The organism is Mangrovibacter sp. MFB070, from assembly GCF_000705335.1.
GTDB classification, from domain to species: domain Bacteria; phylum Pseudomonadota; class Gammaproteobacteria; order Enterobacterales; family Enterobacteriaceae; genus Mangrovibacter; species Mangrovibacter plantisponsor.
Genome location: NZ_JJMI01000025.1, coordinates 610440 through 625129, shown reverse-complemented (window position 1 = coordinate 625129; position 14690 = coordinate 610440). Strand labels below are relative to the sequence as shown.

Below are 14690 nucleotides of genomic sequence, written 5' to 3'. Positions count from 1 at the left end.
ACGAATAACCTTTCAAACTTCTGCAGGAAACCAGAATGAGTCATACCTCTATCGCGGTGGAGTCTTCCACGCAACATGATGCCTGGTGGCGTATTGCCGAAACACTACTTGATGAAGCCGGTATCACAATTAATGGCTCGGGTGCTGCGGATATTCAGGTAAAAAACCCCAATGTATTTAAGCGTATATTGCAACAAGGATCCCTTGGCCTGGGGGAAAGTTATATGGATGGCTGGTGGGAGTGCGAACGCCTTGACCTCTTCTTTACCCGTATTCTTAACGCCGGGCTGGACACTAAAATCCCTCACCATCTGAAAGATGTGTTACGTATTTTATGGGCGCGGACAGTCAATCTCCAGTCACGCAAACGGGCGTGGATTGTGGGCAAAGAACACTATGATCTGGGAAATGATCTGTTTACCCGCATGCTCGATCCCTTTATGCAATATTCCTGCGGGTACTGGAAAACAGCGACTGATCTTGCCAGCGCCCAGCAGGCGAAACTGCGCCTGATTGGTGAAAAACTGCAACTGCGCCCGGGAATGAAAGTGCTGGATATTGGCTGCGGCTGGGGCGGGCTGGCTGAATTTCTTGCCCGGGAATATGGCGTGTCCGTGTACGGGGTCACCATTTCCCGTGAACAACAGGCACTGGCGCAACAGCGCTGTGCCGGCCTGGACGTGACTATCCTGCTTCAGGATTACCGCGACCTGAACGAACAATTCGACCGCATTGTTTCGGTTGGGATGTTTGAACATGTTGGCCCGAAAAACTATGCCACTTATTTCTCTGTTGTGGCCCGTAATCTCAAACCTGACGGGTTATTCTTATTGCATTCTATTGGTTCCAATAAAACGGATATGAATGTTGACCCGTGGATTAATAAATACATCTTTCCCAACGGCTGCCTGCCATCTGTGCGCCAAATAGCCGATGCCAGCGAACCCCATTTTGTGATGGAGGACTGGCATAACTTTGGCCCGGATTATGACAAAACGCTCATGGCCTGGTACCAGCGTTTCCTCGCTGCCTGGCCGGAGATTGCCAGCAACTACTCCCCACGTTTTAAACGGATGTTCACCTATTACCTTAATGCCTGTGCCGGCGCCTTCCGCTCCCGTGACATCCAGTTATGGCAGGTGGTGTTCACTCACGGCACTGAAGGTGGGTTGCGCGTACCGCGTTAATTCGGTACGCCCAGCAGTTGCAGGGCGTTGTCTGAATTTGTTTACTGACTATAATTAGTGACAAATTCATTTACCACAACGCCCTGGCTGCCAATGAACTCAGTGCTAATTATTGTTCCCGATGGGGGCATGTTATTTGAATCTGTCGGGGTAACCGACATCCTGATGCAGGCCAACGAACGTAGTGCCTGTAGTGGCCTGGCGCAAGCGCCATACCAGGTCACCATTGCCACTACCCAAATGCATAAAGCAGTGCATGGCCGTTCCGGGCTGACATTGCTGGCTGATGCCCGGCTGACAGAGCTGGATCCCCGGGAATCACGCGGCACGATAATGGTCACCGGGCGTGGTGTGGATGCAGAGGAAGACGATGCAGTCGCCAGCTGGTTACGCATGGCGGCACCGTATACACAACGTATCGCTTCTGTGTGTGGTGGTGCGTTACTCCTGGCGATGGCGGGTGTGTTGAACGGGCGTCGGGCCACGACACACTGGCGGCTGCTGGATTATATGGCGCAAACCTGGCCGGATATTACTGTTGAGCGCGGGCCAATATATGTTCAGGACGGCCCGGTATGGACATCAGCCGGTGTCAGCTCTGGCTTTGATCTCACTCTGGCGCTGGTGGAAGCGGACATGGGGCATGCCATTGCCCGAGAAGTGGCGCAGGATATGGTGATGTACCTGCGCCGCCCGGGTGGGCAAAGCCAGTTCAGCCGCTACTTGCCAGCCAGAGCCGCAAAGCCCGGGCCCATTCGCGATTTACAGGACTGGATTCAGGGCAACCTGGCTGAAAACTTGTCTGTGGAAAAGCTGGCGGAATCCCTGGCAATGAGCCCGCGTAACTTTAACCGGGTATTTTTACGGGAAACGGGCACCAGCCCGGCAAAATATGTTGAGCATGTCCGGCTGGATGCTGCCCGTGAGTGCCTGGAACGCACGCGCGAAGGAATTGAGCAAATCGCATTACAGACTGGTTTTGGTTCAGGAATCAACTTGCGCCGCGTTTTTGAACGCCATTTACAGGTTGCCCCCACAACTTACCGCGAACGCTTTTATGCCAGCACGATGGCTGAAATTGATCGTTAAATGTCATATTCGCCAGTCGCCGTACTCAGTACAGTAGTTAACAGAAACTGACTGAGGAGGTGTTTATGGTTAAGGTAGGCATTAACGGATTTGGGCGTATTGGCCGCAATGTACTGCGCGCAGCTCTTGGCCAGGATGATTTCAACGTCGTCGCAATTAACGACCTGACCGACAGTGCCACGCTGGCGCATTTACTTAAATACGATTCCCTGATGGGGAAATTTCCGGTCAGCGTGGAATCTGAAGGTGATAACTTGTTGGTGGGTGGAAAACCTATTCGGGTTTTTGCCCACCGCGACCCGGCAGAGATCCCCTGGCATTCGCTGGATGTGGACATAGTCATTGAAGCCACTGGCTTTTTTACCGAAAAAAGCAAGGCAGAAGTGCATATCACCCACGGCGGCGCTAAACGTGTGATTATCTCGGCACCAGGAAAAAACGATGACATCACCATCGTGCTGGGGGTAAACGATACCCTGTATAACCCTGAAAAGCATCTTGTGGTCAGTAACGGTAGCTGCACGACCAATGGGCTGGCTCCCGCCGTGCAGGTACTGAACCAGGCGTTTGGTATTGAATACGGCATGATGAACACTACCCACGCTTATACCAACAGCCAGGCACTGCACGACCAGCCGGAAAAAGATTTGCGTGGTGCCCGTGCCGCTGCGTTGTCTATCGTGCCGTATTCCAGTGGCGCGGCAAAAGCAATTGGCAAGGTTATCCCAGAGCTTGATGGCCGGCTTACCGGGTACTCTTTGCGGGTGCCGGTGCCTGTGGTCTCAATTGTCGATTTAAGTGTCAACCTGAAACGGGATGTCACCGTAGAGGAAGTGAATGCCGCTTTCCGTGCAGCCGCCAGTGAAGGCCCGCTGAAAGGGATCCTTGGTTACAGTGATGAACCGCTGGTGTCCAGCGATTACCAGGGCGACCCGCGCTCTTCCATTATCGACGGGCTGTCTACCCTGGTTATTGGTGGGCGCATGGTGAAAGTCCTTGCCTGGTATGACAACGAATGGGGCTTTTCAAACCGCCTGGTAGACCTGGCACTGATGATGGCGCGCCTTGGGTTATAACGGGTTTATCCTTACTTTTTCCCGGTGCATTCAGCGCCGGGATTTGCTATTTTTCGCGGAATTTCTTAGCAAATCACGCAGAGTTCGTATCAATATCTCTTTACTGCGCCCGCGGCGGAAAATCAGGGAAAAAGGAGCCTGGTAACCATAATCGGTGGGTAACAGTGCCCGCAACCGTTGCTGCTTTACCCAGTTCAGTGCGTAATGTTCTGGTAAATACCCAATGTATTTTCCCGAGAGGATCAGCATCAGCTGTGCTTCCATACTTTCCACGCTGGCAAGGCTCTGTTTAAACCCTTTTTTGCCCAAATCTGCCGCGCTCCAGTAACTGCGTGTGACCATACGCATCTGGGAAATATGCGCCACTGTTGGGTGGCGCACCGTAAATAATTCATGCTGATCACTGCAATACAGCCAGTGTTGTTCACGGTACAGCGGGTGTGACACCACGCTGTTGCCTTGCAGCGAAAAGGTGCCAACAGCGATATCGAGTTCATTATTCAGAATGCCGTGTAACAGCGCATTCGGGTTTTTGATTTGCAGGTTAAGGTGAACCAGGGGAAACAGTTCACTGAACTGGGCAATGGCTTTACTGGCAGGAAGCATTGGGTCGGTAATCGTGGAGTCAATAATGCCCAGGTTCAGAGTGCCACTTTGTTCTCCGCGCAGTGACGCTGTGTAGCGGTCAAAATTTTCCAGTGTGTTCAGTAACGTCATACTCTGCTGTAAAAAGGCTTCACCTTTGGTTGTCAGCGCAAACCCGCCTCGCCCCCGGCGGCACAGCACAAAACCCAGCTTTTCTTCCAGCTCACTCATGTAATTACTGATAGCCGATACGGTTAAATTCAGCTCACCCTGAGCATTGGCAAACCCCTGGTGTTTGGCCACCGTAACAAAAATATGCACCAGCCTGAGATTGGGGAATTTCCCAGCAGCCATAAGCGATTACCTCTGTTTTATTCCATCAATTAGTTTTCCTTTTTCTAAACTAATTTTTTGCTTTTTGCTATTTTTTCATCCTTTCGCCCTGATGCACTATTTCCAGACACACCGGGGGCAGGGTTGCCTGCTTCGCTAACCAGGAGAAAGTGCTCATGGAGAAAGTGTATAACCAACCACAGGGTGGCAATGAAATGCCACGCTTTGCCGGGCGCGGCACCATGCTACGCCTGCCTTTCTGCGACAGCCCTGCTGGCCTGGATGCTGCGTTTGTCGGGATCCCTCTGGACGTGGGTACTTCACAACGTGCCGGAACCCGCTACGGGCCACGTAACATCCGCAATGAATCCGTGATGATTCGCCCGTACAACATGGCGACCGGAGCGGCTCCTTTTGATTCTTTGCAGGTTGGCGATATTGGCGATGTGCCGATTAACACCTACAGCCTGCTGAAATCTGTCGACATCATTGAAGATTTTTATACCCGGCTTAATGACTGGCCGCTTATCCCTCTCACTCTGGGCGGTGACCACACGTTAACGCTGCCCATTCTGCGCGCACTGGCGAAAAAACACGGCCCGGTGGGGCTGATTCATGTTGACGCCCATACCGACACCAATGACGACATGTTCGGCGAGAAAATCGCTCACGGCACCACTTTCCGCCGGGCGGTAGAAGAGGGCTTGCTGGATTGCCAGCGTGTTGTGCAAATCGGGCAACGTGCCCAGGGTTATGCCAGTGGTGATTTCCAGTGGGGGGTAGACCAGGGGTTCCGGCTGATTCCGGTTGAGCAGTGCTGGCATAAAAGCCTGTCACCCCTGATGGCGGAAGTTCGCCAACTGATGGGCGCGGGCCCGGTGTACCTCTCTTACGATATAGACAGCATCGACCCGGCCTGGGCACCTGGCACAGGCACTCCGGAAGTTGGTGGGCTCAGCGCCATTCAGGCACTGGAAATTGTTCGTGGTTGCCGGGGGTTAAACCTGATTGGCTGCGACCTGGTCGAAGTCTCTCCCCCTTACGATATTAGCGGTATGACTGCACAACTTGGCGCCAACTTGCTGTACGAAATGCTGTGTGTGTTGCCTGGTGTGCGTTATCAAGGAGAAACACGTCTGTGAATACTTTAACTTCAACGGATTACCCGCAGCCCCAAAGTGGTGACATTCCACGTTACAGCGGGCTGCCCACCTTTTTTCGCCTGCCATTTGGCGCACAAATTGCATCGCTGGATATTGGTGTGGTGGGCGTGCCCTGGGATGGCGGTACCACCAACCGGGCGGGAACCCGCCATGGGCCACGTGAGTTACGTAATGCCTCAAGCCTGGTGCGCCGGGTTCATCCGGTGACTTATCAGTCGCCTTACTCTCTGGCAAGAGTTGGTGACCTGGGCGATGTGCAGGTTAACCCGGTCGATGTGCAGGACAGCCTGGCGCGGATCGAAAACTATTACCGCACTCTGTATCAGCAGCAGGTTATGCCGCTGACAGCAGGCGGCGATCACCTGACTACATTGCCCATTCTGCGGGCGCTGGGGCGGGAACAGCCAGTGGGTATGATCCATTTTGATGCGCATTCCGATACCAACGATACCTATTTTGGTGGTGAACGCTTCACCCATGGCACGCCGTTTCGCCGTGCGGTGGAAGAGGGCGTGCTTGATCCCAAACGCACAGTGCAGATTGGTATTCGCGGCGCGCTGTTCAGTGAACATGACCACGACTGGGCCCGCGCCAATGGCATCACCATTATTCCCATGGAACAAGTGGCGCAAGAAGGTATGCACACTGTAATGGAGCGTGCCAGAGCCATTGTCGGGATGGAACCGACCTATATCAGTTTCGATATTGACGTGCTGGACCCGGTCTATGCACCCGGTACCGGAACACCAGAAATCGGTGGAATGACCACGCTTCAGGCACAGCAGGGTGTGCGCCTGTTGCAGGGGTTGAACTTAGTGGGCGCTGATGTTGTGGAAGTGGCACCGCCTTTTGATCAGGGCAACCTGACCAGCATGACCGGTGCCACCATGATGTTTGAATTACTTTGCCAGCTTGCCGATGCGCATCATCGGCGAATGACTTCTACAGGAGCAATGCGATGACTCAGGCTGTTTCTCTTCGTGGTGTATGTGTGGCCCTGGCGTTAATGGCGGGCCTGGGCTCGGTTTCTTCAGCGGCCAGTGCGGCCGATGGCACATTGAAACCGGGGGTGTTAAAAGTGGGGGTGGAAGTCGCTTACCCGCCGTTTGAATCCTGGCAGGACAATAAAATTGTTGGGTTCGATGCTGAGCTTGCACAATTACTCAGCCAGCAAATGGGGCTGAAACTGCAACTGGCAGATACCAAATTCAGTGGCCTGATCCTCGGGCTGAATGCCGACCGCCATGACACAGTCATTTCCGCACTGTATATCACGCCAGAGCGTACAGCCCAGGCCGATGCCATTCCTTACGCCGACACTGGCGCGTACATCATGGTGCGTAATGACAGCACCATTGAACCAAAAACAGAAAAAGACCTGTGTGGTGTCACTGTCGGGTTGCAGCAGGGCACTTCCTGGGTGAAAAAACTGCGTGAGCTTTCAGACAGCTACTGCAAAACCAGCGGTAAAGGCGCCATTACGGTGAAAGAATTCCCTACCGCGCCAGAAACCATGCAGGCCTTGCTGGCAGGACATGTTCAGGCCCAGGTGGATATCGCCGGTGCAGTCAGCATGTTTGCTGAACGCAGCCATGGCCGGGTGAAAATCACCTCACCCAACACCATTTACCCGCAAACTCTGGGTATCTATGTGAAAAAAGGCAATGACGCGCTGAAAGCCAGCCTGACTAAAGCCCTGGCAACTCTGCGCCAGAACGGGGAATACACCGCGTTACTGAAAAAATATGCCCGTTACGGCATTACGGATACCCAGGCCCGCTAATGGCAGGTGGTGTTAACCGGACAGGAGAGAGCAGCATATGACATTTAACTGGGCCTATTTCTTTTCACTTTTTTCGATGAATGCGTTTTGGCAGGCCTGTGTCACAGTGGTCGAATTAAGCGTGCTCTCCTGGCTGGCAGGCCTGGTACTGGGCTTTCTGATGGCCAGTGCCCGGCTGTCCGGGCCGGCCTGGCTGAAAAGTATCAGCCAGGTCTATATCTGGTTATTTCGCAGCGTACCCCTGCTGGTGCTGGTGGTGTTTGTCTATAACCTGCCGCAACTGTTCCCGGGCACAGGCGCTATTTTGGGCAACGCCTTTGTGGCTGGCCTGATAGCAACTGTGCTGGTGGAAACCGCGTACATGGCGGAAATCCACCGTGGCGGGTTACTCTCGGTGGCGAAAGGGCAGCACGAAGCGGGTCATGCTCTGGGGTTTGGCTATGTTGGCATTCAGCGCCTGGTGGTTATCCCACAGGCACTACGCATTGCGCTGCCATCTCTTATCAATGAATTTATTACCATTGTGAAGCAAACCTCTCTGGTGTCGGTTATCTCATTGCCTGAACTGCTGATGACCGGCCAGCGGTTATATGCTGAAAACTTTCTGGTGATGGAAACCCTGGCGGCAGTGGCGGTTTACTACGTGTTGATAGTCTCGGTCTTCAGCGTATTGTTCCAGCTTGTGGAGCGCCGGGTAAACGTACAGGCTAAAACGCCACAAACCCTGGCAGACGATCAGCTTGCCGCGTTACGTGAGCAGGCTCAACCTCTGGCATTGCGCCAGCCTGCAACCCAGCACGGCAGCCCTGATGCACTGCTGATGAAGGATATCCATAAAGCCTGGGGCCAGCATGAAGTACTGAAAGGTGTCGAGTTACGGGTGGCACCCGGCGAAGTGGTCAGCGTGATTGGTCCGTCTGGTTCAGGAAAAACCACATTGATCCGCACCATTAATGGTCTGGAAAATCTGGATAAAGGTGAGGTGGTGTTATTCGGTGAAGGGTTTATTCAGCCTGGTAACGCCCGTAACCGCAAGGCGGAGCAGCAAGGTATTCGCCGCATTGGTATGGTTTTTCAGGGGTTTAACCTGTTTCCCCACTACACCATTTTGCAGAACGTGATGCTGGCTCAGCGCTATCACCACCAACCCGAAAAAGAAACAGTACGCCGTGCCCAGGCACTGTGGTTGCTGGATAAAGTAGGCTTGCTGGCACATGTGAATAAGTACCCACACCAGTTATCAGGCGGGCAGCAACAGCGTGTGGCAATTGCCAGAGCACTGGCGTTGTCGCCGGATATCATGCTGTTTGATGAACCAACTTCGGCACTGGATCCGGAACGCGTGGGTGAAGTGCTGAAAGTCATCAGTGATCTTGCCCGGGAAGGCATGACGATGGTTATCGTGACTCACGAAATGGATTTTGCCCTGGCAATTTCGGACAGAGTGGTACTGATGAACCAGGGGAATATTCAGGCCGATGCCACACCGGCCCATATTCGTTGCGGAGATAACAACCCCGCTTTACAACGCATTCGCCAGTTTATGGGTGTGAATGCTGCTGAAGTGGCCTGAAGTCTTCTTCATACAGGCGGTACTCACAATCATCGTAATAGTGGCCATTCAGTAAATAGCTCTGTTTGGTCACTATTTCACAGCGAAACCCCGCCTTTTCCAGCAACTGAATGGAAGCCAGGTTCTCTTTGAGTGCCAGCGCACTGATTTTCTTTATGCCGGGCAGGTTGAGAGCAAACTGGCATACCGCAGACAGGGCTTCATACGCATAACCTTTGCCCCGTGCTTCCGGCAACAGGCTGTAACCCACCGCCGCGGTATCAGGCACCAGCCTGTTGATATTCAGGCCAATATCGCCCATTGCCTGAGGATTGTGCTGTTCACGAATAATAAAATAGCAGCCAGGCTCCTGGTTCAGCAGGCGTTCAAAACTTTGCCGAATACCGTCTTCACTATCAATTTCCGCCATGTATTTCATGACGTCCGGGTTTTGGCGCAGCGCCAGGTAAAATAGCCAGTCATTGGCATTGAGTGGCGTCAGTACCAGCCTGGTGGTGGTAAGTTTATTTTTCATCATGGCAATTACACATGGCAGAGTAATGGGAAGCAAAAAAAGCGCTGCCACCATACCACGTTTGCCCGGTTGTTGGTCTTGTGTTGTTGTGGTGTCCCGGTTTTTTTAGGGCACATCGTGAGTTGTGGTGGAAAGTTGCGCCCTGTGCTGGCGTAACCAAACCACAATACCAATGACTGCGGCGATGATACCGGCTGCCGCACCGATTCCCATCGCACTGCGCGCACCATAGTGGTCCGCCACCCAGCCCACAATTGGCGCGCCGATCGGCGTCCCGCCCATGGCAATACAGATACGCAGTGCCATCACCCTCCCACGCATGCTGGATTCAGTGGTAAGTTGTACCAGACTATTCGAGGTATTCATAAAGGTCAGCGAGGCAACCCCGGTTATGCCCAGCATCGCCGCAAACCACCAGTACCCCGGAGCTACAGCCGCCAGGATGCAACCTGCGCCAAAGAAACCGGCTCCCAGAATTAAGGTGGTAAAGCGCGGTCTTTCGCGCCCGGCGCACATCAGAGCACCCAGCAGAGTGCCACACGCCATAACCGAAGAGAGCAAACCAAAACCACGGGCATCGGTATGAAATACACTGACGGCCATTGTCGAAATATAAATCGGAAAGTTAAGGCCGAATGTGCCAATAAAAAACAGCATCAGCAGAATGGCTTTCAGATCTGGCCGGCCTTTTACATAGCGCAACCCCTCAACAAAACTGCCTTTCTTGCGTGCTGCCCGCACCTGGGGGTAGAGCTTATCTGCCTGCAGAAACAGCAGTGAAATCAGCACAGCGATAAACGACAGCCCGTTCAGCGCAAACGCCCAACCGGTGCCTACCGCGGCAATCACCAGCCCGGAAACGGCGGGGCCAATCATCCGCGCCGAATTAAACGAGGTAGAGTTGAGTGCTACTGCATTGGGTAAATCGTTATCGCCAACCAGTTCAGCAACAAAGGTTTGCCTTGCCGGGGCATCGAACGCGTTGGCTGTACCAAATAAAAACGCGAAGACATAAACATGCCACAACTGAACCAGGCCAGTAATGGTCAGCACACCAAGCCCCAGCGCCAGGATGCCCATAATCGCCTGGGTGGTCAGCAACAATTTCCGCTGGTTAAAGTAATCCGCTGCAAAACCGGTCCACGGCAGGAACAATAGCGGTGGGGCAAACTGCAATGCCATAACGACGCCAACAGCCGAAGCATTATGGTCTGTCAGTTGCGTTAAGACTATCCAGTCCTGCGCCACACGCTGCACCCAGGTGCCAATATTTGACACAAAGGCACCGCAGGCCCAAATACGGTAATTGGTATTGCGAAATGAACGAAAAATCGTGGTGACTGACATAGCGACCTGTACTTAGCAATCAGTTTCTGGGGAAGAAGGCCGGTTGATTATTTTCCGTCACTGGCATCATCGGTCAGCCGGTTAATCAGGCTGATGGCCTGGGAAAGCGTTTCTTGTTCATCCGCACTGAGAGACGCTGAAATCGAACGGGTTAACCAGTCCTTACGCAGTGCCCGGCGCGGCATCACCCACTCATACCAGGCATCAGTCAGCGAAAGTAATGTCTGGCGCCCGTCATTTGGGTCCGGGCTGCCGGTGATGAAACCGGCTGCCATCAGGCTGTTAACAATGGCTGCCATTGATTGTGGTCGGATACCTTCAGAACGGGCCAGCGCAGAAACGGTTTCTGCTCCCTCGTTTTCCAGGTGATGCAGTACGGCCAGTTGTGAAGCAGAAAGCTCGCTCAAAGTGGATTGCTGGCGTAAGCGGCGGCGGAGTTTGCGCATTGCCGTTTGCAGAGACTGGGCCAGCATGGCGCTTTGTTCTGAAGGGATGGGTGTATTCATGTGTATTTCACTGTCAGTTAGTTGTGTTCTTCATACTTCAAATTATCTACAGCTAAACTGTACAGCTAAACTGAAGAGTTTACCTGTATAAAAAAACAAAACCGCACGGAATGCCTCATGCGGTTTTGGGCGTGATAATGTAAAAAGGCCGGGAAACCTGTGATTTTCCCGGCAAAGCTCTGCGTTATTGACTTGTTATTATTAGAATGTTTCCCAGTTTTCCCCGGTGTTGGCGGTAATCGCCTTCACGCCCTGGGTCGGTTTTAGCGCCGGCTTTCTCACTTCAGAATTCGTTTTGGCGGTATAGCTGCTGCCAAGGTCAAACACCGCAATCGCACCAGTCAGATGTTCTGCTTCCATCTCCAGCGCAGCGGCACTGGTGGCAGCCTGCTGAACCTGGGCAGCGTTCTGTTGGGTGACGCTATCCATCGCGTTCATCGCCTGGCCAATTTGGTCGATACCGCGAGACTGTTCATCAGAGGCGACGGAGATTTCGCCCATCAATTCGCGAACCCGGCTGACAGAAGCAATGATGGTTTCCATCGCTTTACCCGCTTCCTGTACCTGGCCTGCACCGGCGGTAACCCGGCTGACAGATTCACTGATTAAGCCTTCAATCTCTTTTGCAGCCTGCGCACTGCGCTGGGCCAGAGAGCGCACTTCGCTGGCGACGACGGCAAAACCACGCCCTTGTTCACCTGCTCTGGCTGCTTCAACAGCCGCATTCAGTGCCAGAATATTGGTCTGGAACGAGATGCTGTTAATCACACTGGTGATATCAGCGATTTTTTGCGAACTTTCGGAAATCCCTGCCATGGTTTTCACCACAGTATTGGTGATTTCACCGCCTTTTTGGGCAATCCCCTGGGCTTCATCGGTTAACTGGCGTGCCTGGTGTACGTTTTCCGCGTTGTTTTTCACGGTGGAAGTCAGTTCTTCCATACTGGCGGCAGTCTGTTGCAGCGCCGCTGCCTGCTGGTCGGTACGGCCAGAGAGTTCTTCGTTACCTTTGCGGATCTGGCTGGTGCTGGTGTAAATGGTTCCAGAGCTGTCGCGGATTACGGTAACCGTATCGCGCAGGCTGTCTTGCATACTGCGAATGTAGGGAATCAGTTGCCCGGCGCAGTTGCGGCCAAAGTCATCAATATTATGTTGCAACTGGCCTGCAGTTAAACGTTCCAGGTGCCGTTTGATGATGCCAACAGGGCGCACCAGGTAAGCGACCAGGTAACGGTCAGTGAGAAACAGTGTGATAATCCCCGCCACCAGGGCAGCCAGCAGAATAAAGCGGTTATTGGTAATGTGGTCCTGAGCTTGCTGAACCATGCCACCTGACTGAATGGCCTGGGTGTATTTTTCAGCAGTAGCGCCAAACTGCACACTCAATGGTGGGTATACGTGGCGAAATGTCTGGCGGAAACTGTCCATATTATTCGCCTGGGCATTTTGCAACATAGGGGCGATAGTATTAAGCAGGGTTTCCCAGTCATTAACCATCTGCTGTACCAGAGCGTCATCTATACCCGGGTGCTGGCTCTGGCGAAACTGTGCCAGCATATCCTGGCTGATTTTCAGTGCCTTACCTGCGGAAACAAAGGTTTTCTCTGCATTTGCCTCATCGCCAGACTGGCGGAAGTCTACCGCGCGTAACATACGCGTCATGGTACGGAAGTACTGGTCATTGCCTTTAACCAGCATGGCATAAGTGTGTTTTTGTACCGAGTTCTGTTCCAGTAAGTGGCTTACATCAGTAAAGTTTTTCAGGGTTAACGTGGTTGCCACACCCCAAATTAAGGTGAACACGGCAAGGATAATCAACAACATTTTTCTGACGGTAATATCTTTTAAGATCTGCATAATTGGCTCCGGATAATCAGTGTGGTTATCCACAGTGGAAAATAAATGGCCAACATGAGACTGGCTTTGCGTTATTTGAAATTCAATTTCAAAAATATCCTGTCATGTGTGTTACGCAGAGTAGTTTACTATTAAGCCAGACACAGGTTTTGGTAATAAAATTCAGTCGCAATTAAATATGTCAAAGGTCACTAAATACAACAATAAAGTGTGTTTGGTACTCCTTGCTGCATGGTGATTAATATACCCTGGATTACTTAAAATAGTCTTAATTTATTTGTAGCATTTAAATGTATTGATCACGTTTTCTTCGCTTATTTTTTAAATAATTACTAATAAAATTAATGGGATTGCTTTGATCTGATCTGTTATAAGTAATGGCGTGTACCCCTCCAGAGGTATCCTGTTAATACTTCAGTGTATGCGTGCTGTTCTTTTTATAATTGTATTAATACTGGTATTTTTATTGTGGTTTATTTTTTACTTAACGCAAATAAATAATACCGGAATAATTAATATAACCACAGCCTGGAGATATTTCTCATGGGCAGGGGGGGAGGGTATTCACATGGGGGTGAAAAATAGCACTAACTTGACCGTAGCCGGGATACGCTTACTGCGATTTCTGCTAATTTATCTCCCTTAAGGTATTTCTTGCTTGCAACCTGCACAGAGAAAGCGTCAGATACCTGAGCCCATTTAGCCGGCGCGGGGCGAGCCTGGTTGTAAACAGGCAAACCGGCATTTCCCGGCGGTTCCCTCCCGTACCAGTCACCGCCGCGTATTGAATCTTGAGAAGGTAACCATCATGGCGAAAGTGACATTTCTTGGCACCGGGGCAATGGGTAGCCGTATGGCAATGAACTTACTGAAAGCCGGGCATGATGTAACGGTGTGGAACCGCACCCCGGAAACCGCAGCACCTTTAGTTGATGCCGGGGCCTGCCAGGCTTTTACGCCACGAGAAGCCGTTGAACAGGCTGGTGTGATAATTTCGGTATTGCGTGATGATGACGCTTCCCGGGAAGTGTGGCTTAACCCCGAATGGGGCGCACTTGCGGGTATGCCTGCCAGTGCTATCGCTATTGAAAGTAGCACGCTGACTGTGGCCTGGGTGCGTGAACTGGCACAGATAATGTCTTCCCGCGACCGCCCGTTTCTTGAAGCCCCGGTTTCCGGTTCACGCCCCCAGGCCGATAATGCCAGCCTTATCTATTTTGTGGGCGGCTATGAAGGCTATGTCGATCATGTCCGTTCTTTATTATTACAAATGGGGTCCGATGTATTTTATGTCGGGAGCCACGGTGCGGCGGCAATGAGTAAGCTGGCGACCAACACGCTGATGGGGGTGCAGGTTGCCGCGCTGGCGGAAACTATCGCTATTCTGATTCGTGAAGGGGTGGATGTTGCCCGCGTGCTGGATGCTGTTGCAGGCACGGCTTCCTGGAGCCCAATGGCTGGCCGGGTCGCCCAGTCTATGCTGGCCCAGCAGTTTGCCCCGTTGTTCCCGGTGGAACTGATAGAAAAAGACCTGGATTACATGTTGCGCTCGGCCGATGAACAAGCCCCGGCAATGCCCGCAATCAGTGGGGCGCGTGATGCGTTCCGTGAAGCCATGGCGCAAGGCCTGGGTGAAGAGGATATGAGCGGCGTGGTGCGTTTATTCGTGAAATAAGC

The 14690-nt window shown here is 52.5% G+C and carries 13 protein-coding genes; 8 read left to right on the top strand and 5 right to left on the bottom strand.

The window, feature by feature from the left end; genetic code table 11:
- Positions 1 to 35 precede the first annotated feature (35 nt).
- The 3 genes from cfa to gap all read left to right on the top strand — a co-directional run bounded on the left by cfa (position 36) and on the right by gap (position 3352).
- A complete protein-coding gene (gene cfa, locus DT73_RS15055) occupies positions 36 to 1187 on the top strand; it encodes a cyclopropane fatty acyl phospholipid synthase (RefSeq protein ID WP_036110584.1) in 1152 nt (383 codons plus the stop codon).
- Between the two features lie 93 nt (positions 1188 to 1280).
- Complete coding sequence (locus tag DT73_RS15050; protein WP_036110582.1) at positions 1281 to 2276, top strand: GlxA family transcriptional regulator; 996 nt, start codon at positions 1281 to 1283, stop codon at positions 2274 to 2276.
- Positions 2277 to 2341: 65 nt separating this feature from the next.
- Entirely contained in the window at positions 2342 to 3352 is a 1011-nt protein-coding gene (gene gap, locus DT73_RS15045; RefSeq protein WP_036110580.1) for a type I glyceraldehyde-3-phosphate dehydrogenase, read from the top strand.
- 30 nt (positions 3353 to 3382) lie between these two features.
- Here gap and DT73_RS15040 read toward each other — a convergent pair whose 3' ends face one another.
- A complete protein-coding gene (locus DT73_RS15040; RefSeq protein ID WP_036110577.1) occupies positions 3383 to 4291 on the bottom strand; it encodes a LysR family transcriptional regulator in 909 nt (302 codons plus the stop codon).
- 155 nt (positions 4292 to 4446) lie between these two features.
- On the opposite strand from DT73_RS15040, the gene speB (DT73_RS15035) reads away from it, so the two are divergent.
- From speB (DT73_RS15035) to DT73_RS15020, 4 genes are read left to right on the top strand one after another with little or no spacing between them, the layout of a single operon-like run.
- On the top strand, positions 4447 to 5412 hold the full coding sequence (speB, locus tag DT73_RS15035) for an agmatinase (RefSeq protein WP_036110574.1): 966 nt from the start codon (positions 4447 to 4449) through the stop codon (positions 5410 to 5412).
- Entirely contained in the window at positions 5409 to 6395 is a 987-nt protein-coding gene (gene speB, locus DT73_RS15030) for an agmatinase (protein WP_036110571.1), read from the top strand. The genes speB (DT73_RS15035) and speB (DT73_RS15030) overlap by 4 nt, the downstream gene beginning before the upstream one ends.
- Positions 6392 to 7216, top strand: a complete 825-nt coding sequence (locus DT73_RS15025; RefSeq protein WP_036110568.1) for an ABC transporter substrate-binding protein — start codon at positions 6392 to 6394, stop codon at positions 7214 to 7216. The genes speB (DT73_RS15030) and DT73_RS15025 overlap by 4 nt, the downstream gene beginning before the upstream one ends.
- Positions 7217 to 7253: 37 nt before the next feature.
- A complete protein-coding gene (locus DT73_RS15020; protein WP_036110557.1) occupies positions 7254 to 8789 on the top strand; it encodes an amino acid ABC transporter permease/ATP-binding protein in 1536 nt (511 codons plus the stop codon).
- Here DT73_RS15020 and DT73_RS15015 read toward each other — a convergent pair.
- The 4 genes from DT73_RS15015 to DT73_RS15000 form a co-directional block, all read right to left on the bottom strand.
- Positions 8758 to 9306 (bottom strand): GNAT family N-acetyltransferase, encoded by a 549-nt coding sequence (locus DT73_RS15015; RefSeq protein WP_160173972.1) that lies wholly within the window; start codon positions 9304 to 9306, stop codon positions 8758 to 8760. The two genes, DT73_RS15020 and DT73_RS15015, sit on opposite strands and share 32 nt — an antisense overlap.
- 102 nt (positions 9307 to 9408) lie before the next feature.
- Positions 9409 to 10650, bottom strand: a complete 1242-nt coding sequence (locus DT73_RS15010) for an MFS transporter (RefSeq protein ID WP_036110554.1) — start codon at positions 10648 to 10650, stop codon at positions 9409 to 9411.
- A gap of 47 nt (positions 10651 to 10697) precedes the next feature.
- Positions 10698 to 11156, bottom strand: a complete 459-nt coding sequence (locus DT73_RS15005) for a MarR family winged helix-turn-helix transcriptional regulator (RefSeq protein ID WP_036110550.1) — start codon at positions 11154 to 11156, stop codon at positions 10698 to 10700.
- A gap of 201 nt (positions 11157 to 11357) precedes the next feature.
- Entirely contained in the window at positions 11358 to 13013 is a 1656-nt protein-coding gene (locus DT73_RS15000) for a methyl-accepting chemotaxis protein (RefSeq protein WP_036110547.1), read from the bottom strand.
- Positions 13014 to 13821: 808 nt separating this feature from the next.
- Between DT73_RS15000 and DT73_RS14995 the strand changes: the two genes are divergently transcribed.
- Positions 13822 to 14688, top strand: coding sequence for an NAD(P)-dependent oxidoreductase (locus DT73_RS14995; protein WP_036110545.1), 867 nt, complete (start codon positions 13822 to 13824; stop codon positions 14686 to 14688).
- The last annotated feature ends 2 nt before the right edge of the window (positions 14689 to 14690 follow it).